Below are 21,498 nucleotides of genomic sequence, written 5' to 3' on the forward strand. Positions count from 1 at the left end.
GGCCCGCAATGCAAAAAGCCCCGGCAGGCCGGGGCTTCGCGGGGCCTGTGCCGAGGTGGCGTCAGGCCGGCGTCACGACAACCGTTTGACGGTTCAGCGAGCCCTTGGTGGTGAACGACACGGTGCCGTCCACCAGCGCGAACAGCGTGTGGTCGCGGCCCATGCCGACATTGGTGCCGGCATGGAAACGCGTGCCACGCTGGCGCACGATGATCGAGCCGGCGGGCACGTTTTGACCGCCGAACACCTTCACGCCCAGCATCTTGGGCTTCGAGTCACGGCCGTTCCGTGTGGAACCGCCGCCTTTTTTCTGTGCCATGGTTCAAAGACTCCTTGGATCCGTGACCGATCAAGCGCCGACAGCGCCGATCTCCAGCTCGGTGTAGCACTGACGGTGGCCGCCATGCTTCTGATAGTGCTTGCGGCGACGCATCTTGAAGATGCGCACCTTGTCGTGCTTGCCGTGCGACACCACCGTGGCTTTCACGCTGGCGCCGGCCACCAAGGGAGTCCCGACCGTCAGGCTGTCACCGTTGCCGATGGCCAGAACCTGGTCAATCACGATCTCTTGGCCCACGTCCGCAGCAATCTGTTCTACCTTGATCTTCTCGCCGGCAGCAACCTTGTATTGCTTGCCACCGGTTTTTATGACCGCGTACATATGTGCCTCTTGAAGAAACGCTTCGATGTTGCTCCCCCGCACCCACCGGCCGCAAGACCTGGCCCGGATACTGTGATCCAGGCCCGCCAAACGACTTGGCGCGCGCGAAAGAACCGAAGATTCTAGCACAAGCATTCGCGAAGAAGAAACTTGCGCAGCTGGCACCGGCCGGGCGCGGGCGGTCGAGGCGGCTCCCTATAATTTTGGGCTTGCCTGGACCCGCCTGACGTGATCGCACCCCTCCCCGCTGCACTGGCCACCACCGCCGACCCGGCCACCATCGACCCGATGGCTGCCGACATGGCCCAGGTCGATGCGGTGATCCACCGCCGCCTGGCTTCGGAGGTGGCGCTGATCAACCAGATCTCGCACTACATCGTCACCGCCGGGGGCAAGCGCATCCGGCCGCGCCTGGTGCTGCTGTTTGCCGAGGCGCTGGGCTTTGCCGGCCCCGAGAAGTACGAGCTGGCGGCCACCGTGGAATTCATCCACACCGCCACGCTGCTGCACGACGACGTGGTGGACGAATCCTCGCTGCGGCGTGGCCGGCAGACCGCCAATGCGCTGTTCGGCAATGCCGCCAGCGTGCTGGTGGGCGATTTTCTCTACTCGCGCGCCTTCCAGATGATGGTGGGCGTGAACCGCATGCGCGTGCTCGACGTGCTGGCCGACGCGACCAACGTGATCGCCGAGGGCGAGGTGCTGCAGCTGATGAACATGCACGACCCCGACCTGGCGGTCGAGGACTACCTGCGCGTCATCCGCTACAAGACCGCCAAGCTGTTCGAGGCCAGCGCGCGCCTGGGTGCCGTGCTGGCCGAGGCACCGCAGGCCGTTGAGGAAGCCTGCGCCGACTACGGCCGCTCGCTGGGCACGGCCTTCCAGCTGGTGGACGACCTGCTCGACTACGAGGGCGACACCCATGCCCTGGGCAAGAACGTCGGCGACGATCTGCGCGAAGGCAAGCCCACCCTGCCGCTGCTGGTGGCCATGAGCCGCAGCACTGAAGACGAGCGGCAGATGATCCGCCATGCCATCGAGCACGGCGAGGTCGCCCGGCTCGACGAGATCATCGCGCTGGTGCGCCGCACCGGGGCGCTGGATGCCACGCGCGAAGCCGCGCGCACCCAGGCCGACAAGGCACGCGACGCACTTTCGGCACTGCCGGCTTCGAAGGCGAAAGATTTGCTGCTAGAATCATGTGCTCGGTCGGTGGAGCGATCCTCCTGACCAGCCGATGACAGGTTCTTTGCAGCCAGTCATCACCGCCCGGCGGCCCGCTTCACAGCGCCAAGGCCTGCCACACAAGGGCACATCGGGGTGTAGCTTAGCCTGGTAGAGCGCTACGTTCGGGACGTAGAGGCCGGAGGTTCGAATCCTCTCACCCCGACCAGATTTTTCCGTCAAGTCCTCGTCGTCCGGCCTGTTGGCCCGACGCTGGTGATCGGACGGATCAGCCGCCGACGGCCTGCGCTTGCAGGCCGTTGTCGTTTGTGGCCACCGCGGCCTCGCCGTCGGGCGCACCCGCTTGGGCCTTCGATGCCAGGCTGGTCGCTGCGCACGCCGGCAGGCACAGCGTGAACACCGCCCCGCCCTCAGGCCGGTTGTGCGCCCAGATGCGGCCGCCGTGGGCCTTCATGATGCTGCGCGCGATGGTCAGGCCCAAGCCGGTGCCGCCGGCGCCGTCACCGGTGCGGGTGGATTGCGTGAAGGGCTCGAAGATGGCCTGCAGCTCGGCCGGCGGCACCCCCGGGCCTTCGTCGATCACGCACAGGCTGATCTCGGCGGGCTGGCGGTCGCCGGCCGGCGTCTGGGCCAGCGCCAGCCACACCGTGCCGCCAGCGCTGGAAAAGCGCAGCGCATTGGCCAGCACATTGCGCACCACCTGGGCGAAGCGAAAGCGGTTCAGCAGGGCCTGCAGCGCTTGCTCGGGTGGCTGCAACAGCACGCGGATCTGCCGCTGCTGCGCGATCGGGCTGAGCTCGTGCACCACCTCGGCCGCCAGCGCGCAGGGATCGGCAGGCTCCAGCGTCAGGTTGGCCAGGGCGCTGTCGAACTTGGAGACATCGAGCACCTCGTTGACCAGGGTCAGCATGCGGTCACCCGAGCGGTGGATGTCTTGCAGCACATCGCGCAGGCGCTCGATGGGCATGGCCCGGCGCAGCGCCAGCTCCGAGAAGCCCAGGATGCTCTGCAGCGGCGTGCGCAGCTCGTGGCTCACGTTGGCGATGAAGCCCGACTTCACCCGGTCAGAGGCCTCGGCCGCATCGCGGGCATGGCCCATGACCCGCTGGGCCTGCAGAAACTCGGTCACGTCGTGGATGCTGCCCACCAGACCCACCACGTGGCCGTCGCGCTGGCGCAGGGCGATCTTGCTGATCTCGACATCGCGCATCTGGCCGTCGGCACGCAGCAGCTGCAGGGCGTCGTGGCTGTCGCGCAGATGGCCATGCAGCAGTTCGAACTCGTGCGCTCGATGGGCCTCGACCAGCGGCGTCGGCGCCAGGCCGGGTTCGAGGCGCCGGCCCACCACCGCCGCGGCGCTCAGGCCGGTGAACTGCTCCCAGGCGCGGTTGGTGGCCAGGCAGCGGCCCTGGCGGTCGGTCACGAACACCGGCACCGGCAGCACCTGCAGCACGGTGCGGCTGAATTCGAGCTGGCGCTTGAGCTCGCGACGCGCCTGCTCGCGCGCGCTCACATCGACGGCAAAGCCCAGGTAGCTGCCCGCCTCGTCCGGCCCCGGGGCATGCCAGCTCAGGCTGAGCTCGACGCATGGGGCCTCGGCGCCGTCCGACAGCAGCGTGACCACCAGCGGTGCGGCGGTGTTGTCGCGCCCGCGCAGCCGGGCCTGCACGGCCTGGCGATCGGCTGGCGCCACCAGCATCCACAGCGGCTGGCCGAGCAGATCGGCCTCGAGCCGGCCGGTGAGCTCGAGCATGCGCTGGTTGGCAAAGCTCAGCTGCCCGTCGGCGTCGGTGCGCAGCAACACCTCGTGCACGCCATCGACCAGCCGCCGCAGCTCGCGCTCGCGCGCCACCGTGCGCGCATCGGCGCGGGCCAGTTGCAGCGTGAGCTGCCAGCGGGCACGCAGGCTGCGCCAGGCCGCCAGCGTGAGCGCGCCCACCACCAGCCAGCCGGCCAGCAGTGCGCCAAGCACCTGGCCCAGCAGGGTGCGCCAGCCGGCCAGCACCAGCGGCATCGGCTTCTCGACCCAGGCCACCACCGGCATCACGCGCGAGGCGCGAAAGGCCACCAGCGCATCGCCGGCGCCATCCGCTGCGCCATCCGCCGCGCCAACCAAAGCGCCACCCAAGCGGCCATTCACCGCGCCATGAAGAGCACCACGGGCCACCAGGCTGCCATGCTCGGCCTGCGGCAGCTGGCGGGCAAACACCTCGTGCCCGGTCTGCAGCGGCATGCTCAGCGAGGCGCCATCGGCAGACGGATGGGCCACCAGCGCCCGGCCGGCGGTGTTGAAGAGCAGGCCGGCAAAACCGCTGTCTTGCGTGGCCATGCGAAAGTGATTGGCCATGGCATCGGGGTTCAGCGCCGCCACCAGGTAGCGCACCGGGCCATCGCCGCGCACCACGCGGCGCACCAGCAAGATCAGCTCGGCCGGCGAGCGGCGCGGCGCGGTGCCATCGGCGCGCGGCGCCAGATCAACCAGATCACGCGCGGCCAGCGGCGTGCCCAGCCAGTGCTCGCCGGCCAGCGCCGCCAGCGGCCAGGCGGCTGGCGCCAGGCGCAGTTGCTCGTTCTCGGGGTTCGAGCTGGCCAGCACGCGGCCATCGGCAGCCAGCATCGACACGCTGCGCAGCGCCGGCTGGCCCGGCAGCGCGTGGCGCAGCGCGGCATCGAGCGCGGCGCCCTCGCCGAGTGGCAGCGCGCTTTCCGACAGGGTCATCAGCACCAGCTCGGCGCTGACCAGGGTGCGCGTGACATGGTCTTCGAGCACGCGGGCCATCAGGCGCGCGCTGCGGTGCTCCTGCGCCAGGGCCTCGGCATGGGCCAGGCGCAAGAACACCGCGGCGCCAGCGGCCATCAGCAGGGCCAGCATCAGGCCGGTCAGCGCGGCCAGGCGGTGGTTCAGCCAGGCGGGCGGCGCGCCGGCCGGCGCCGGTGGCGGCGCGTGGGCGGGGCCGGGCGGGCGGCCGAGCGCCGCCGCGGCCGGCACCGGCAGCGCTGGATCAGGCGGCCACCAGCTCATGGCCGCCCACCAGCATCTCGGTGGCCAGCGGCAGCCACAGCGTGACGCGCGTGCCGGCGCCCAGCTCGCTGTCGATCTGCACCTCGCCGCCCTGCAGTTCGACGATCTCCTTGACCAGCGACATGCCCAGGCCGGTGCCCGGGATGTTGCCGCTGGGGTCGGCACGGTAGAAGCGTTCGCACACGCGCTGCAGCTGCGCCGGTGTCATGCCGATGCCCTGGTCGCGCACCTGGATGCCCACCGCCGGCCGCCCCAGGCGCTCGCCCTTGAGCACCGAGACCTCGATGGCCCCGCCCTGCGGCGAGTACTTGTAGGCGTTGGACAGCACGTTCAGCAGGGCCTGGCGGGTCTTCTCGCTGTCGACATGAATGGACGCGTCGCCATGCTCGACATGCAGCGCCACCTGGCGGGTGTCGCCCGGCACCATCAGCGAGCCCAGCGTCGAGTCGATCAGCTCGGCCACGCGCATGGCTGCCGGCTTCATGTCCTTGCCCTGGCGGGCCTCGATGCGCGCCAGGTCGAGCAGCTCGTTGAGCATCTGGATCAGCCACGCGGCCTGGCGGTGGATGGTCTCCACCATGTCGCGCCGGCGGTCGTCGGGCACCGGCCGGCGCAGCAGCAGCTCCGAGAAGCCGAAGATGCTGGCCATGGGCGTGCGCAGCTCGTGCGCGGCGGTGGTCAGAAACTCGCTCTTCATGCGGTCGACCTCGGTCTCGCGGGTCACGTCGCGGAAGAACAGGATGGTTTCGCCGGTCTCGGTCATGGTGCGGCGCATGGCCCGGCGCAGCGTGCGGCGCACCGGCCGCACCAGGGCCATCGTGGCCTCGGCCTCGGCGGCCTGCGCGCCGTCGGGCGCCGCGTCCAGCACCGCGGCGATCGGCTCGTAGGGCTGCGCCGGATCGCACTGCTGCGCGAAGTTGGCGTCGAAGGACGCCAGGTTCATCATGCCGATCACGCTGTCGGCCTGCCAGCCGGTCATCTCGGCGAACGAGGGGTTGCAGTAGGCCAGCCAGCCGTCACCGTCGAACAGCACGAAGCCGTCTGGGCTGAGGCGGAAGATGGTGTCCAGGCGCGCGCTGCGGTCGGCCAGCGCACGGCGTGCGGCCTCGCGCTGGGTCACGTCGTTGATGATGCCCACGTAGTGCGTGAGCTTGTCCTGCGCGTCATGCACCGGCGCCAGTGCCAGCTCGTTGAAGAAGGGCGTGCCGTCCTTGCGGTAGTTGCGCAGCGTGGCTTCGGCCGGCTGGCCGGCGGCAATGGCCTTGCGCAGCACCGCAATGCCGGGCTGGTCGCGGTCGGGGCCCTGCAGCACGCGGCAGTTCATGCCCACGATCTCGTCACGGCTCCAGCCGGTGAGCTGGGCAAAGGCCGGGTTGGCATACACCAGCGGCGCACCGGGCCAGGACATGTCGGCGATGACCACGCCGTTGGCGGTGGCCTCCAGCGCACGCTGGTACAGGCGCAGCTGGTCGTCGGCCCAGCGTTTCTCGGTCTGGTCGCGCACCACCACGGTGTAGCGCAGGCCGCTGCTGGCGGCCACCTCAGGCGCCTCCGAGATCGACAGCTCCACCGGAAACGAGGTGCTGCCGCCGCGCACGCCCTCGGTCTCGGCACGGGCCACGCGCACGCCGCTGCCCGACATCACCGCCGCCGCGCCCAGCTGCTCGCGCGCCCAGTCGGCGCTGCAGGCCGGCAGCAGCTGCACCAGGCCATGGCCGATGGCGTCGCGGGTCTCGATGCCGAACACCGAAGCCACCGCCGGGTTGGCCACCACGATGTTCAGGTGCTCGTCCAGGCCCAGCATCGCGTCGGGCACCGCGCTCAGCAGGGTCTGCAGCCGCGCCTTCACGGCCTGGATGTCGGCCACCTGCTGGGCCAGGGCGTCCGAGGCCTCGTTGATGGCCGTGGCCAGCTCGTGCTCCTCGCGGCTGCCCACCGCCTGCTCGAAGCGCACGCCGGCGCGCTGGGTCAGCGTGCGGCAGTGCGCCACCAGCTGCTGCAGCGGGTCCAGCCGCTGCGCCAGACGCCGGTTGAGGCCGGCCAGGATCACCAGCGCCAGCAGCGCCAGCGCCAGCAGCGGCCACAGCCCGGCGACGCCGGTGCTGCGCTGCGCCCCCAGCAGCCAGCCAACCAGCAGGCCGGCCACCAGGCACAGCAAGGCCGCCCCGGCGCTCATCGACAGCAGTTGCCGGCGCAGGCCGGCCTCGGATCGGTCGCTCATCTTGCTTGCTCCATGCCGCGCGGCGCAGGCCGCTGCTTCATCCCCGGGTGCCGGCCGTGCCCGCCCCGGCGGCCGGCGGCCAGGCGTGCGGCGAGGCCGGCGGGCTCACGCGGTGGCGAGCAGCTGCTCGATGGTGTCGATCAGCTGCAGCGGACTGAAGGGCTTGACCAGGTAGGCCGTGGTGCCGGCGGCCATGCCGGCCTCGCGGTCCTTGACCTGGCCGCGTGCGGTGAGCAGCACCACCGGGATGTGCTTGATCGCCGGATCGGCCTTGATGCGCTGGCACACCTGCAGTCCGTCGAGTTCGCCCGGCATCATCACGTCCATCAGGATCAGGTCGGGCTTGACGTCCTGCGCGGCCTTCAGCCCCGACACGCCATCGGCGGCCTCGTGGATCTCGTAGTTGTCGAACTCCAGCGTCATGCGGATCAGCTTGCGGATGTCGGCATGGTCTTCGACGATCAGGATCTTCTTCATGGGTCACTCCTTGGCCGGGCTGGCGGTCGCGGTGGCAGGCTTGTTGCGGCGGCGCGCCATCAGCGCCGCCAGGTCTCGCGCGTACTGCTGCGCCTGTTGGATGTCGATCTCGGGGGTCACGCGGCGCACCGGGGCGCCGGCGGGCAGGTCGATCAGGAAGTTGCGCACGTCGTCCTCGATCTCCTCGCGCAGGTGGCCGCCGTGCAGCTCGACGATCTGGCGGCACAGGTGCTGGCCGATCAGGTCGCGCGCATGGGGCGGCTCGCCGCCGCCGCTCTGGCTCACGCGGCCCATCGCGGTGCCGGCGCTGAGCATGGTCGACTGGCTGCGCGAGGGCGCGAACATGCCGCTGTCGCGAAACACCACCATGATGCGCTGGCCCTGCTGGTGGTACTCGATGTCCACCGTGGCGCCCGGGTGGGCGGCACGCAGCTCGGCCTCGAGGCATTCCACCAGCACGCGGCGCAGCCAGGTCTCGCTGCCGTACACGCTCGACAGCGGCGCCTCGGCCGGATAGCGCGTGAAGCGCATCTTCACGTTCAGGTGGTTGGCCAGCGGCTGCACCGTCTCCCAGGTGCTGCGCAGCATCTCCCAGATCTCGATGCGGTCGTCGGCCAGCAGCGAGCCGCTGGACCAGATCTGCGCCAGATCGATCAGCTTGCCGAGGATGGCGCCCACCGAGTCCAGCTCGACCATCAGCCGCGAGACCTCGGCCAGGTCCTGCGCCTGGCTGGCCTCGCGCAGCGCGGCGCTGCAGCGCTGCCAGGGCTCGGCCAGGTCGGTGCGGATCACCGTCAGCAGGTTCTCCAGACCGATGTTCGACGGCGCGGCCGACGAGGCCATGGCCTCGCCGGTGGGCGCCGTGACCTGCTCGACGAAGGCCATGGTGTCGTCGCGGCTGAGGCCGGGCATCACGTCGATCTTCAGCGTGCTGCCGTCGCCGTTGGCATTGGGCAGGCGGATCGGCATCGAGGCATGCCCCTGCAGCGTGGCCTGCACCGCGCGCATCAGCGGCCCGGCCGGCACCTGGCCGCCCACCTGCAGGCCGGTCATCTCGCAGCCCAGCGAGTTGACGTAGCGCACCCGCGCATCGCGGTCCATCCAGATGAAGCCGGAATTCAGCGACTCGAAGATCGTGAGCAGAGTGGAATGCATACGGTGGCTTCCGCGCACCGCCGGGTGGGGCGGCACTGATGTTTATCATTGCAATCATTTATGCCGTTTACAACCGGCTGCATACGGCTCGTCGGGAGTTTTTGGCGTTTTTGCTGTTTTGACCCAAAGCACCGGCGGGAAACTGCTGCCGCGTATGGGTGAAATCGGCACAATCGCTGCCACCATGAGCGCGAAGTCAGTGCCCGAACCCGAGCCGCCAGCGCATTTCTCCACGATCGAGGCCGCGCGACGCCTCGGCCTGGCCGTGCGCTCGGTGCAGCTGATGGTCGATCGCGGCGAACTCGACGCCTGGAAGACGCCGGGCGGCCACCGCCGCATCTCGTGCCGGTCGGTCGAGCGCTGGCTGGCCCAGCGCCACCCGCGCGGCACGCCTGACACCGGCCTGCGCCCCGCGCCGCTGACCGCTGCGCCCGCTGCACCCGGTTCGTCCGCTGTGCCTGCTGCGCCCGGCTCGCCCGGTTCGCCCAGTGATGGCGTGCCAGCAAGCCCCGCGCTGGCAACACCCACGCCAACCCTGCCCGCGCCGGCCGCCATCCTGGTCAACCCGCCCACCGCGGCCGCGGCGCGCCCGCCCAGGGTGCTGCTGATCGAAGACTCGGTGCACTACAAAACCCTGGTGCGCCTGCTGCTGCAGCAGCAGTTCCCGCAGATCGACCTGCATGTGGCCGACGACGGCATCGCCGGCCTGGCGCTGCACGGCGAGATCAAGCCCGAGGTGCTGATCGTCGACATCCTGCTGCCCGGCATCGACGGCGCGGCGCTGGTCAGCAGCCTGCGCTCGCATGCCCAGTTCGCGCGCAGCCGGCTGATCGTGATCACCTCGCTCGACGAGGCGCAGCGCGCGCCCTACGCCTTTGCGCTGGCAGGCCTGCCGGTGGTGCACAAGCCCCGCCTGGCGGTCGACCTGCCGCCCCGCCTGAGCGACGCGCTGGCCGCGGCCAGCGCCCTGCCGGCCTGAGCCCGACGGCCTGGCGCCAAGGCCTCGCCCGCCAACACGGCCATGCCCGCACGCCACGCCAACAACACCCCCGCAGCGCCCGGTGACCCCGCGGCAGACCCGCCCGCGCACCCAGCGGCCGCGCAGCACCGGCCGCTGCGCGTGCTGCTGGTGGAAGACGATCCGCTGCTGCGCCAGCTGCTGGCCCTGGTGTGGGACGACTTCCTGCTCGAACTGCGCAGCTGCAGCAGCGTGGCGCAGGCGCTGCTGGCGCTGCAGGCCGCACCGGCCGATCTGATCGTCACCGACCTGATGCTGCCGGGCGCCTCCGGCCTCGATCTGCTGGGCCGCCTGGCGGCCGAGCCGGCGCTGCGCGGCACGGCGCGCCTGGTGGTGTTCAGCGCCGGCATCGATGCCCCCACGCTGGCCCGGCTGCCGGCCCTGGGCGTGTGGCGCGTGCTGCGCAAGCCGCTGCCGGTGGCCCAGATGCAGGCCTGCGTGCACGACGCCGGCGCCGCCTGGCGCGCCGGCCACGCGCCGCACGACAGCCCCGACCTGGCCACGCCGCCAAGCGATGCGGCCACCGCCGCCGGGCGGGCCGACGCCGCCGATCGCCAGGCGATCGAACGGCACTTTGGCGGCAACCAGGCGCTGTTCACCGCGTTTCGCGACGCGGCGCAGCGCCAGTTCGGCCACGACCTGCGCGCCGGCGACACCGCCCTGCAGCAGCGCGACGCACCGACCCTGCAGCGCCTGGCGCACAGCCTGAAGACGGTGCTGCCCTCGATAGGCCACCCGGCATTCGGGCCGCTGGCCGCGGCGCTGGAAACCAGCGCCGGCCAGGCCGACTGGCCCGCCGCGCGGCCGCAATGGCTGGCGCTGCGCCGCGCGCTGGCCGAACTGGCCGAGCCCTCCGGCCCGGCCTGAGCCACCCGTCGGGCCTGAGCACCCGTCAGGCCTGAGCACCCGCCGGGCCCGATCCGCCGCACCGCCCGGCCAACCGGCCAACCGGCCGCCCGGCAAGCGCCCGCCCGGCAAGCGGCCGGACTGCCCCCCTGGAACCAGCGCGCGCGCCCTGCTCTGGTGCGGTTGACCGTCCGCTTCACGCGCCAGTTACCGCAGGGCAGCAATCGGTTACACGGCACGCCCGGCCCATTGCCAACTGCCACCGGAAGCCCCCGTTTCTTCGGTATACAGTGCGCGCTGGGTGCGCGACGATGTTGTCTTGCGTGACCCGCTGTACCCCACGGTTGCGGATTTGGACAACACCACTCTGGTCGAAACTCCCCTGGCAAGCCTCTCCGGCGTGGCGAGGGTGCTGGTGCACGCCAACAAGCTGGGCAGCAAGGCGGCCGAAGACCTGGCCAAGTCGGCGCGCGAGCGCAAGATCAGCTTCATCGCCGCGGTGATCGCCTCGGGCGCGGTGTCGGCCTTCGATCTGGCCCACATCCTGTCGAATTCGCTGGCGCTGCCGCTGCTCGACCTGTCGGCGGTGGACCTCGACCGACTGCCCAAGGGCGTGGTCGACATCAAGCTGACCACCCAGTACCAGGTGGTGGTGCTGGGCAAGCGCGGCAACCGCCTGTTCATCGGCGGCGCCGATCCCACCGATCAAGAGGTGGTCGAGCGCATCAAGTTCGCCACCCAGCTGCAGCCCGAATGGGTGGTGGTCGAGTACGACAAGCTCGCGCGCCTGCTCGAAAGCCACGGCGCCTCGGCCGCCGAGACGCTGGAGGCGATGACCGCCGAGGACTTCGAGTTCGACGTCACCGACGACGCCACCGCCCCCGAGGCGGCCGACGTCACGACCGAGGTCGAAGACGCGCCGGTGGTGCGCTTTCTGCAGAAGATGCTGATCGACGCGATCAACATGCGCGCGTCCGACCTGCACTTCGAGCCCTACGAATACCACTACCGGGTGCGCTTCCGGGTCGACGGCGAGTTGCGCGAGATCACGCAGCCGCCGCTGGCCATCAAGGAGAAGCTGGCCTCGCGCATCAAGGTCATCAGCCGCCTCGACATCGCCGAGAAGCGTGTGCCGCAAGACGGCCGCATGAAGATGAAGTTCGGCAGCAAGGCCATCGACTTCCGCGTCTCCACGCTGCCCACGCTGTTTGGCGAGAAGATCGTGATCCGGATTCTCGACCCGTCCAGCGCCAAGCTGGGCATCGAGGCGCTGGGCTACGAGAAGATCGAGAAAGACCGCCTGCTGCTGGCCATCCAGCGACCCTACGGCATGATCCTGGTCACCGGCCCCACCGGCTCGGGCAAGACCGTCTCGCTCTACACCTGCCTGAACATCCTGAACCAACCGGGGGTGAACATCTCCACGGTGGAAGACCCGGTCGAAATCAACCTGCCGGGCATCAACCAGGTCAACGTGAACGACAAGGCCGGCCTGGGCTTTGCCAGCGCACTGAAGTCGTTTCTGCGCCAGGATCCCGACATCATCATGGTGGGTGAAATCCGCGACCTGGACACCGCCGACATCGCCATCAAGGCCGCCCAGACCGGCCACCTGGTGATGAGCACGCTGCACACCAACGACGCCCCCACCACCCTGACCCGCCTGCTGAACATGGGCGTGGCACCGTTCAACATCGCCTCCAGCGTGATCCTGATCACCGCCCAGCGCCTGGCGCGCCGGCTGTGCGAGAACTGCAAGGTGCCGGCCGACTACCCGCGCGAGGCCATGCTGCGCGCCGGCTACGAGGCCGAAGAGCTGGACGGCTCCTGGAAGCCCTTTCGCGCCGTGGGCTGCTCGGCCTGCAACAACGGCTACAAGGGCCGCGTCGGCGTCTACCAGGTGATGCCGATCACCGACGCCATCCAGCGCATCATCCTCAGCGAAGGCACGGCGGTGGACATCGCCGTGCAGGCGCGCAAGGACGGCGTGCGCGATCTGCGCCTGTCGGGCCTGGTGAAGGTGCGCAGCGGCCACACCACGCTCGAGGAAGTGATCGCGGTGACCAATCAATGAGTGAGCCTCGAGTCCCCCGGACGCGGGCCTGATCCACCGGAGTACCGATGGCGACTGCAGCAGCCGCAAAGGGCATCAAGGAGGCGGTCTTCGAATGGGAAGGCCGCGACAAGAACGGCAAGATCGTGCGCGGCGAGGTGCGTGCCGGTGGCGAGGCCGCGGTCAGCGCATCGCTGCGCCGCCAGGGCATCCTGCTCACCAAGGTGAAGAAGCGCCGGGTGAGCGGCGGGCGCGCCATCAAGCAAAAGGACATCGCCGTCTTCACCCGCCAGCTGGCCACCATGATGCGCGCCGGCGTGCCGCTGCTGCAGGCCTTCGACATCGTCGGACGCGGCGCGGCCAATCCGCGCATGGGCAAGCTGCTGGGCGACATCCGCTCCGATGTCGAGACCGGCACCAGCCTGTCGTCGGCGTTCCGCAAGCACCCGATGCACTTCGACGCGCTGTACTGCAACCTGGTGGAAGCCGGCGAGGCCGGCGGCATCCTGGAACAGCTGCTCGACCGCCTGGCGATCTACCAGGAAAAGACGATGGCGCTGAAGGCCAAGATCAAGAGCGCACTGATGTACCCGGTGGCCGTGGTGGTGGTGGCCTTCGTGGTGCTGGTGGTGATCATGGTCAAGGTGATCCCGGCGTTCAAGGAGGTGTTCAGCTCCTTCGGCGCCGACCTGCCGGCGCCGACGATGGTGGTCATCGCGATGTCGGAGTTCTTCGTCAACTGGTGGTACGTGATCTTCGGCGCGCTGATCATCGGCGGCTACATGTTCCTGCAGAGCTGGAAGCGCAGCGAGAAGATGCAGATGGTGATGGACCGCCTGCTGCTGCGCCTGCCGATCTTTGGCGACCTGATCAACAAGTCGGTCATCGCGCGCTGGACGCGCACGCTGTCGGTGATGTTTGCCGCCGGCGTGCCGCTGGTCGAGGCGCTCGATTCGGTGGGCGGCGCCGCGGGCAATGCGGTGTACGCCGAAGCCACGCAGAAGATCCAGCGCGACGTGTCCACCGGCAGCTCGCTGACCACCTCGATGATCGGCACCGCGGTGTTTCCGAACATGGTGCTGCAGATGTCGTCGATCGGCGAGGAATCCGGCTCGCTCGACCACATGCTGGGCAAGGCGGCCGAGTTCTACGAGGACGAGGTCGACGAGATGGTCAAGGGCCTGTCGAGCCTGATGGAGCCGCTGATCATCGTCTTCCTGGGCACCATCATCGGCGCCATCGTGGTGGCCATGTACCTGCCGATCTTCAAGATCGGTGCGGTGGTTTGATCCCCCCCCGAAGCGCCTTTGGCGCCGTTGTCCGTCCGACATGAGCGATCCCGCCCTGAGCTGGCTGCTCTCGCCCTGGGCCCTGGGCCTGCTGGGCCTGTGCATCGGCAGCTTCCTGAACGTGGTGGTGCACCGCAAGCCGCAGCGGCTGGAGCGCGAATGGCTGGCCGATGCCGCCGGCTACCTGCAAGACGATGCCGCCATGGCCCGCGTGCTGCCGGGCAGCACGCCGGCACGGCGCGCGGCGCTGGCCGCCCAGGCCCAGCTGCTGGGCCAGGAGCTCGAGGCGTTGCCCGAGCTCAGCCTGTCGAAGCCGCGCTCGCGCTGCCCGGCCTGCGGCCACGCCATCGCCTGGCACGAGAACATCCCGCTGCTGTCGTGGCTGCGGCTGCGCGCCAAGTGCTCGGCCTGCGGCACGCGCATCTCGGCACGCTACCCGGCGGTGGAGGCGCTCACCGGCCTGCTGTTCGCCGCCGCCGCCTGGCATGCCGGCAGCGGCGCCATGGCGCTGGTGTACTGCGCCGCCATCGCCTTGCTGCTGGCGGCGGCGCTGATCGACTTCGACACCACGCTGCTGCCCGACGAGCTCACCCTGCCGCTGGCCGGCCTGGGCCTGGTGGCGGCCTGGCAGGGCTGGATTCCGGTGAGCCTGGCCGACTCGGCGCTGGGCCTGTTCTTCGGCTATTTCTCGCTGTGGTTCGTGGCCACCAGCTATCGGCTGCTGCGGGGCCGCCAGGGCATGGCCGAGGGCGATTTCAAGCTGCTGGCCGGGCTGGGCGCGCTGCTGGGCTGGCAGGCGCTGCCGGCGATCATCCTGCTGTCCAGCGCGGTGGGGGCGGCGGTGGGGCTGTTCATGATCGGCTTTCGTGGCCACCGCCGCGAGGTGCCGATCCCGTTCGGCCCCTACCTGGCCGGCGGCGGCGTGGCGGCGCTGTTCTTCGGCGCGCAGCTGGGCGCCCTGTGGCCGGTGGCCTGAGCGCCGCGGCAGGCCGGCCGCTGGCCATCGGCCTGACCGGCGGCATCGGCAGCGGCAAGAGCACGGTAGCCGCGCGCCTGGTGGCGCTGGGGGCGACGCTGGTCGACACCGATGCCATTGCGCACGCGCTCACGGCCGCCGGCGGCGCCGCGATGCCGGCCTTGCGCGCGGCCTTTGGCGACACGGTGGCCGATGCCACCGGCGCACTCGACCGCGCGGCCATGCGCCAGCGCATGCTGGCCGATCCCGAGGCCAGGCAGCGGCTCGAGGCCGTGCTGCACCCGATGATCGGCGACGAGACCCGCCGCCAGGCCGCCGCCGCGCAGGCCGCCGGCTGCCCGGCCATCGTCTACGACGTGCCGCTGCTCACCGAGTCGGCGCACTGGCGCAGCCGCTGCGACCGCATCCTGGTGGTCGACTGCAGTGCCGACACCCAGGTGCAGCGGGTGATGCAGCGCTCGGGCTGGCCCGCGGCCCAGGTGCGGCACGTCATCGCGCTGCAGGCCACGCGCGAGGCCCGCCGCGCCATCGCCGACGCCGTGATCCTGAACGACGGCCTCTCGCTGGCCGCGCTGCAGGCCGAGGTGGATGCGCTGTGGCAGCGCTGGCTGCCGCCGGCCGGGGCCGCGCACAGCCCGCCAACGGCCACCTAACACCGGCAAGACACGGCCGGGCCGGCGCAAACCGTGCGGCGCCATGGCACCACGCTGTGGAACAATCCCGGGCAGATGGCCCCGGCACCCGGGGCACATGAGGAACCCGGCCTTGGTCCTGTACGAGTACCCGTTCAACGAGAGCATGCGCACCATGCTGCGCCTCGAACACCTGTTCGACCGCCTGGGCCAGCTGATCGTTCGCGACGCGCCGGTGGACCACCATTTCGCGCTGGTGTCCTTGTTCGAGATCGTCGAGGTGGCCTCGCGCTCGGACCTCAAGTCCGATCTGCTGAAAGACCTCGACCGCCACCGCAGCCACCTGGGCAGCCTGCGCGACAACCCGCAGGTGCAGGGCCAGGCGCTTGAATCGCTGATCGCCCGGCTCGACCAGGCCTTCGAGCAGCTCAATGCCCAGACCGGCAAGGCCGGCCAGGCGCTGGCCGGCAACGAGTGGCTGACCAGCGTCAAGAGCCGCATCAGCATTCCCGGCGGCACCTGCGAGTTCGACCTGCCGGCCTACTACGCCTGGCAGCAGCTCGATGCCGGGCGCCGCCGCCAGGACCTGCTGGGCTGGGTGAACACGCTGGCGCCGCTGGCCGGCGCCCTGCAGCTGCTGCTGCAGCTGCTGCGCGAAAGCGGTGTGCCGCATATGGTGGCCAGCACCGCCGGCCAGTTCCAGCAAAGCCTGCCGCAGGGCCGCAGCTACCAGCTGCTGCGCCTGCGCATCGACGGCGACAGCGGCCTGGTGCCCGAGATCACCGGCCACCGCCTGATGGTGTCGGTGCGGCTGATGCGGGTGGACGGCGACGGCCGGCTGCGCCCGGCCGGCGCCGATGCGCCGCTCGAGCTGACCCTGTGCGCATGAACCGCGACGCCACCCAGGCCGGCATCCGCCACGTGCCCTGCCCGGCCTGCGGCCAGCCGGCGGTGTTTGCGCCCGGCAACCGCTGGCGCCCGTTCTGCAGCGAGCGCTGCCGCCTGGGTGACCTGGGCGCCTGGGCCAGCGAGCGCTACCGGGTGCCCGCCAGCGCCGCCCCGGACACCGAGGCCGACGCCGACGCCGACGCCGACGCGCCGCCGCCGGTGCCGCCGGCCGGCTGAGCCCGCAACCCCGCATCGCCCGCCGGCCTTGTTGATCGCCCCTGCGCCCGCTGTCGCGCCACGATGACTGCCGGGCCTGACGCCACCGCTGCCACCGCCGCGCCGGCCGGTTCCGCCCAGGCCAGCGCCGCCTCATCGCTAGCGCCAGCGCCACCGCCACCGCCACGGCCGCGCCGCTGGCCGCGGCGCCTGGTGCTGGCCGCGGGCGTGCTGCTGCTGCTGGCCGCGCTGATCACCTGGGCGCTGCCGCCGGCGCTGTCGGCCCTGCTGCGCCACGAGCTGCCGCTGCGCCTGGGCGCGGCCCTGGGCCGCCCGGTCAGCGTGGGCGCGGTGCAGGTTCGGCCCTGGCAACTGGCGCTGAGCATCGAGCAGCTGCGCATCGGCCACGCGCCGGGTTCGGGCGCCGGCGGGGCCGACGCGGCGCTGCCGCAGCTTGAACTGGGGCGCCTGGCGATCACCGTGGCCCCCAGCTCGCTGCGCCACCGCGCGCCGGTGCTGCAATCGCTGCAGCTGCAATCGCTGCGCCTGCGCCTGGCCCGCACCGCTGCGGGCCGCAGCGACATCGACGACCTGCTGCAGCGCCTGGCCACGCCGGCGCCCAATCAACCACCCGCGGCCGCGCCGGCCCGCTTTGCGATCTACAACCTGCAGCTCGACGACGGCGAGATCACGCTCGACGACCGGCCCGCCGGCCGCCGCCACCGCATCGAGGCGCTGTCGCTGGGCCTGCCCTTCCTGTCGAACCTGCCGGCCGATGTGGCCGTGCACACCGAGCCACGGCTGCGCCTGCGCATCGACGGCACCACCATCGACAGCGGCGGCAAGGCGCTGCCTTTTGCGCAGACCCGCCAGGCCACTCTGGACATCGGCTTCGACGGCCTCGACCTGGCACCCTGGCTGGTCTACCAGCCGCCCGCGCTGGCGCTGCGGGTGGCGCGCGGGCGCCTGTCCACCCGGCTGAGCATCGATTTCAGCCAGGCCGCGCAGGGCCCGCCGCGGGTGCAGCTGCGCGGCGGGCTGCGCCTGGACGATCTGGCGCTGCAGGCCCGCGACGGTGCCGCCCTGGCCGGCTGGACGCAGCTGGCGCTGGAGCTGCGCGACGTGCAGCCGCTGGCGCGCCGCGTGGCGCTGGGCACGCTGCGCATCGACGACCCGCAGCTCACGCTCAGCCGCCACGCCGACGGTCGGCTGAACTGGCAGGCCCTGGCCAGCCCGGCGGCCGCGGCCGCCAGCAATGGCCCGCACGGCCAGGCTGCCGCGGCACCAGCCGCGGCATCGGCCTCTGAGCCAGCCACGCCCCCCGCCACCGCAGCACCCGGCGACTGGCAGTTCTCGCTCGAACGCCTGCAACTGCAGCGCGGCATGCTGGACTGGCGCGACGCCACGCTGCCCGGCACGCCGCACTGGCAGCTGGCCGGGCTGGCGCTGCAGGCCGACGGCCTGCGCTGGCCCGCGCTGTCCTCGGTGCCGGTCACGCTCGACGCCACGCTGCAACACCAGGGCCAGGCCCTGGGCCGCCTGGCGCTCGAGGCGCAGGCCGGCCAGCAGGCCGCCAGCGCCAGCCTCACGCTGAGCGATCTGCAGCTGGCCGCCGCCGCGCCCTACCTGGCGCCGCACCTGCGGCCACGGCTCGATGGCCGCCTGAACCTGCGCGCCCAGCTCGACTGGCGCCGCGGCACGCCGGCCGCGCGCCTGGTGCTGGCCGTGCCCGAGCTGCGCCTCGAGCAGCTGGCGCTGCGCCAGCCCGCACGGCCGGGCCAGCGCGCCAGCCCGCTGGCCGGCTGGCAGGCCCTGACCGTGCACGACGCGCAGTTCGACCTGCAGGCCCGCCGCGCCCACCTGGGCCGGGTGCGCCTGGCGGGCCCGCAGCTCGGCGTGGTGCGCGCGGCCGATGGCCAGCTCAACCTGCAGCAGTGGTGGCGGGCCGACGCGGCGGCCCCCGCCGGCCGGGCCGGCCCAGCGCGCCCGCCTCCGGTGCCGGCCACGGCCACGGCCACAGCCACAGCCAAAGTGGCCACTGCCAAGGCGACCACAGCCAAGGCGGCCACCAGCCCGGCAAGCCCTGGCGCCCGACCTGCCCCCGCCCCGCCGGCCGCCGGCTGGCAGTGGGCCCTGGACGAACTGGCGGTGGACGGTGGCCGCCTGCAGTTCACCGACCTGGGCGTGAGCGATGCGCCCGGCGAGCCGCTGCGCCTGGCACTGGCCCCGCTGCGCCTGCGGCTGCGCCAGGCGCAATGGCCGCCCGCCAGCGGCCGGGCGACGATGCCGCTGCAGATCGACACCCGCCTGGGCGTGCCCACCGCCAGCGACGACCCCATTGCCGCCGGCCGCCGCGCCGCGCCGCTGGGCGGCGAGCTGCGCTGGGCCGGCCGCCTGGGCCTCAACCCGTTGCGTGTCGAGGGCCGGCTGCAGGCGCGCAAGCTGCCGCTGCACCTGGCCGAGCGCTACGCCGCCGAGGCGATGGGGCCCTTGACCCTGCTGCATGCCGAGGCCGACCTGACCGCCCGCCTGGCCCTGCGCCAGCAGCCCGCTGGCTGGCAGCTCGATACCGGGGGCGAGCTGCGCCTCGACGATCTGCACCTGCACAGCCGGCCCGAGGCCGGCGGCCGCCTGGACGCGGCCAGCGAACTGCTCAGCTGGCAGTCGCTGGCGCTGAACGGCCTGCAACTGTCGCTGGCGCCCGGCGCCCGGCCACGCCTGACCGTGGCCGAGGCCGCCTTGACCGATTTCTACAGCCGGCTGGTGATCACCGAGGACGGCCGCTTCAACCTGCGCGACATGGCCGCCGCGCCCGATGGCGCGACGGCGGCTGCACCCGCTGCACCTGCTGCGGCATCGGCTGAACCTGCGGCAGCCAACGCGGCGCCCGCCGCATCGGCCGCATCGAACGCCGCAGCCACACCGCCCACACCACCCGCTTCGGCGCCCGCGGCGGCCTTTCCGATCGCGCTCGAAGTCGGCGCCACGCGCCTGGTCAACGGCCGGGTCGATTTCACCGACCGCTTCATCCGCCCGAACTACAGCGCGCGCCTGTCGGCGCTGAACGGCCAGCTCGGCACGCTGCGCTCCGACACGCGCGAGATGGCCACGCTGACGCTGTCGGGCCGTGCCGCCGACACCGCCACACTCGAGATCAGCGGCCAGCTCAACCCCACGGCCCAGCCGCTGGCGCTGGACATCCGCGCCCGCGCCAGCGACCTGGAGCTGGCGCCGCTGTCGCCCTACGCCGGCAAGTACGCCGGCTACGCCATCGAGCGCGGCAAGCTGAGCATGGACGTGCACTACCGGATCGAGCCCGACGGCCGGCTGGACGCCAAGAACCAGGTCATCCTCAACCAGCTCACCTTCGGCGAGCGCGTCGAGTCGCCCGACGCCACCCAGCTGCCGGTGCGCCTGGCCATCGCGCTGCTGAAAGACCGGCACGGCGTGATCGACATCAACCTGCCGGTCTCGGGCAGCCTCGACGACCCGCAGTTCAGCGTGGGCGGGCTGATCTTCAAGGTCATCGTCAACCTGCTGGGCAAGGCCTTGACGGCCCCGTTCTCGCTGCTCAGCGGCGGCGGCGGCCCCGACATCAGCCAGGTGCAGTTCGAGCCCGGTGTGGCCCGCGTGACGCCCGCCGGCCAGCAGGTGCTCGACAAGGTGGCGCAGGCCCTGCTCGACCGGCCGGCCTTGCAGATGACCGTGGCCGGCGCCGCCGACCCATTGAGCGAGCGCGAGGCCTGGCAGGCGGCCACGCTGGAAGCCCGCCTGCTGGCCGAACACCGGCGCGCCCAGCGGCGTGCCGCGCCCGCCACGGCAGCGACCGCAGCACCGGCAGCGGCCGCCGCATCTGCATCTGCATCGGCATCCGCCGCCGCCTCACCCATCGCCGAGGCGCCACCGATCCCGGGTGACGAACGCACCCGCCTGCTGCGCGAGCTGTACCGCAACAGCGCCCTGCCCGACCGGCCACGCAATCTGGTGGGCCTGCTGCGCGAACTGCCGGCCGCCGAGATGGCGGCACGGCTGAAGGCCGGCCTGGTGGTCAGCACCGAGGTGATGCGCGAGCTGGCGCTGCAGCGCGGCCTGGCGGTGCGCGACGCGCTGGTGGCCCGCGGCCTGCCGGCCGAGCGCCTGTTTCTGGCCGCCCCGCTGCTGCGCGCCTCGGGCGAGGATGACGCCGCCTGGGTGCCCAGCGTCAAGCTCACGCTGGCCCTGCCCTGACGCGGCGCCGGCCGGTGCCCCCCCCTCTTGAAAGCCGGCAACCGAACCCTATAATCGTTTTGCTAGCACTCACAAGGTTTGAGTGCTAACACCCGGACACAGGCCTCGCCTGGCCGGCCCCTCTAGCCGTTGAATGGGCCCCGCCCGCTGCGGCGCCCGTTCGTTCAAGCTGATCTGAGATCCCCAAGGAGATACGATGAAACTGCGTCCGTTGCATGATCGAGTGATCGTCAAGCGCCTGGAACAAGAGACCAAGACCGCTTCGGGCATCGTCATCCCCGACAACGCCGCCGAGAAGCCCGACCAGGGTGAAGTGCTGGCCGTCGGTCCGGGCAAGCGCAATGACAAGGGCGACTTCGTGGCCCTGAACGTGGCCGTGGGCGACCGCGTGCTGTTCGGCAAGTACAGCGGCCAGACCGTCAAGGTCGATGGCGACGAACTGCTGGTGATGCGCGAAGAAGACCTCTTCGCCGTCGTCGCCAAGTAAAGCCACTGCGCGGCGCGCTGGCGTCGTTGCGCGGTGCTCGGAATCCTCACGTAGCGCTGCTACGTTCCGGTTCCTGCGCTCCGTGCGCCTAGCCAGCCCGCTGCTCGCTACGCTTTCCTTCCCGACGACAGTGCGGTGAAGGAAG

At 71.4% G+C, this 21,498-nt stretch carries 17 protein-coding genes and 1 tRNA gene; 12 read left to right on the forward strand and 6 right to left on the reverse strand.

Going from position 1 to position 21,498, the window contains the following annotated elements:
* Window positions 1-61 precede the first annotated feature (61 nt).
* Window positions 62-319 carry a 50S ribosomal protein L27 gene (gene rpmA, locus N4G63_RS19280; RefSeq protein WP_260787247.1) on the reverse strand — a complete coding sequence of 86 codons (258 nt, stop codon included), beginning with the start codon at window positions 317-319 and terminating at the stop codon, window positions 62-64.
* 30 nt (window positions 320-349) lie between these two features.
* Entirely contained in the window at window positions 350-661 is a 312-nt protein-coding gene (gene rplU / locus N4G63_RS19285) for a 50S ribosomal protein L21 (RefSeq protein WP_260787246.1), read from the reverse strand.
* A gap of 288 nt (window positions 662-949) precedes the next feature.
* Between rplU and N4G63_RS19290 the strand changes: the two genes are divergently transcribed.
* Window positions 950-1,891, forward strand: a complete 942-nt coding sequence (locus N4G63_RS19290) for a polyprenyl synthetase family protein (protein WP_260787669.1) — start codon at window positions 950-952, stop codon at window positions 1,889-1,891.
* A gap of 86 nt (window positions 1,892-1,977) precedes the next feature.
* Window positions 1,978-2,054: transfer RNA gene (locus N4G63_RS19295), tRNA-Pro, on the forward strand.
* Between the two features lie 60 nt (window positions 2,055-2,114).
* On the opposite strand, the gene N4G63_RS19300 is transcribed toward N4G63_RS19295, so the two are convergent.
* The 4 genes from N4G63_RS19300 to N4G63_RS19315 form a co-directional block, all read right to left on the reverse strand.
* Window positions 2,115-4,868 (reverse strand): PAS domain S-box protein, encoded by a 2,754-nt coding sequence (locus N4G63_RS19300; RefSeq protein ID WP_260787245.1) that lies wholly within the window; start codon window positions 4,866-4,868, stop codon window positions 2,115-2,117.
* On the reverse strand, window positions 4,849-7,089 hold the full coding sequence (locus N4G63_RS19305; RefSeq protein ID WP_260787244.1) for a PAS domain S-box protein: 2,241 nt from the start codon (window positions 7,087-7,089) through the stop codon (window positions 4,849-4,851). The genes N4G63_RS19300 and N4G63_RS19305 overlap by 20 nt, the downstream gene beginning before the upstream one ends.
* A gap of 105 nt (window positions 7,090-7,194) precedes the next feature.
* The gene (locus N4G63_RS19310) at window positions 7,195-7,566 is read right to left on the reverse strand and encodes a response regulator transcription factor (RefSeq protein WP_260787243.1); all 372 of its coding nucleotides are present in this window, start codon (window positions 7,564-7,566) and stop codon (window positions 7,195-7,197) included.
* Window positions 7,567-7,569: 3 nt separating this feature from the next.
* Window positions 7,570-8,721, reverse strand: a complete 1,152-nt coding sequence (locus N4G63_RS19315) for a PAS domain-containing protein (protein ID WP_314600073.1) — start codon at window positions 8,719-8,721, stop codon at window positions 7,570-7,572.
* 184 nt (window positions 8,722-8,905) lie between these two features.
* Here N4G63_RS19315 and N4G63_RS19320 point away from each other — a divergent pair, with 184 nt between their 5' ends.
* From N4G63_RS19320 to groES, 10 genes are all read left to right on the forward strand, one after another.
* Window positions 8,906-9,700, forward strand: coding sequence for a helix-turn-helix domain-containing protein (locus tag N4G63_RS19320; RefSeq protein ID WP_260787240.1), 795 nt, complete (start codon window positions 8,906-8,908; stop codon window positions 9,698-9,700).
* A 42-nt stretch (window positions 9,701-9,742) separates the two neighbouring features.
* Window positions 9,743-10,606 carry a response regulator gene (locus N4G63_RS19325; RefSeq protein WP_260787239.1) on the forward strand — a complete coding sequence of 288 codons (864 nt, stop codon included), beginning with the start codon at window positions 9,743-9,745 and terminating at the stop codon, window positions 10,604-10,606.
* Between the two features lie 331 nt (window positions 10,607-10,937).
* Window positions 10,938-12,659, forward strand: coding sequence for a type IV-A pilus assembly ATPase PilB (gene pilB, locus N4G63_RS19330; protein ID WP_260787238.1), 1,722 nt, complete (start codon window positions 10,938-10,940; stop codon window positions 12,657-12,659).
* Between the two features lie 47 nt (window positions 12,660-12,706).
* Window positions 12,707-13,927: a type II secretion system F family protein gene (locus tag N4G63_RS19335; RefSeq protein WP_314600074.1), complete on the forward strand. Its 1,221-nt coding sequence runs from the start codon at window positions 12,707-12,709 to the stop codon at window positions 13,925-13,927.
* Between the two features lie 40 nt (window positions 13,928-13,967).
* On the forward strand, window positions 13,968-14,903 hold the full coding sequence (locus tag N4G63_RS19340) for a prepilin peptidase (protein WP_260787237.1): 936 nt from the start codon (window positions 13,968-13,970) through the stop codon (window positions 14,901-14,903).
* On the forward strand, window positions 14,888-15,556 hold the full coding sequence (coaE, locus tag N4G63_RS19345; protein WP_260787236.1) for a dephospho-CoA kinase: 669 nt from the start codon (window positions 14,888-14,890) through the stop codon (window positions 15,554-15,556). Before N4G63_RS19340 ends, coaE begins: the two co-directional genes overlap by 16 nt.
* Window positions 15,557-15,668: 112 nt before the next feature.
* Complete coding sequence (gene zapD / locus N4G63_RS19350) at window positions 15,669-16,424, forward strand: cell division protein ZapD (RefSeq protein WP_314600075.1); 756 nt, start codon at window positions 15,669-15,671, stop codon at window positions 16,422-16,424.
* Complete coding sequence (locus tag N4G63_RS19355; protein WP_260787234.1) at window positions 16,421-16,660, forward strand: DNA gyrase inhibitor YacG; 240 nt, start codon at window positions 16,421-16,423, stop codon at window positions 16,658-16,660. Before zapD ends, N4G63_RS19355 begins: the two co-directional genes overlap by 4 nt.
* Window positions 16,661-16,723: 63 nt before the next feature.
* Window positions 16,724-20,866, forward strand: a complete 4,143-nt coding sequence (locus N4G63_RS19360; protein ID WP_314600076.1) for a DUF748 domain-containing protein — start codon at window positions 16,724-16,726, stop codon at window positions 20,864-20,866.
* Window positions 20,867-21,062: 196 nt separating this feature from the next.
* Window positions 21,063-21,353 carry a co-chaperone GroES gene (gene groES, locus N4G63_RS19365; protein ID WP_260787232.1) on the forward strand — a complete coding sequence of 97 codons (291 nt, stop codon included), beginning with the start codon at window positions 21,063-21,065 and terminating at the stop codon, window positions 21,351-21,353.
* Window positions 21,354-21,498: the final 145 nt, after the last annotated feature.

This window comes from Aquabacterium sp. OR-4 (genome assembly GCF_025290835.2).
Classification (GTDB): Bacteria; Pseudomonadota; Gammaproteobacteria; order Burkholderiales; family Burkholderiaceae_C; genus Pseudaquabacterium.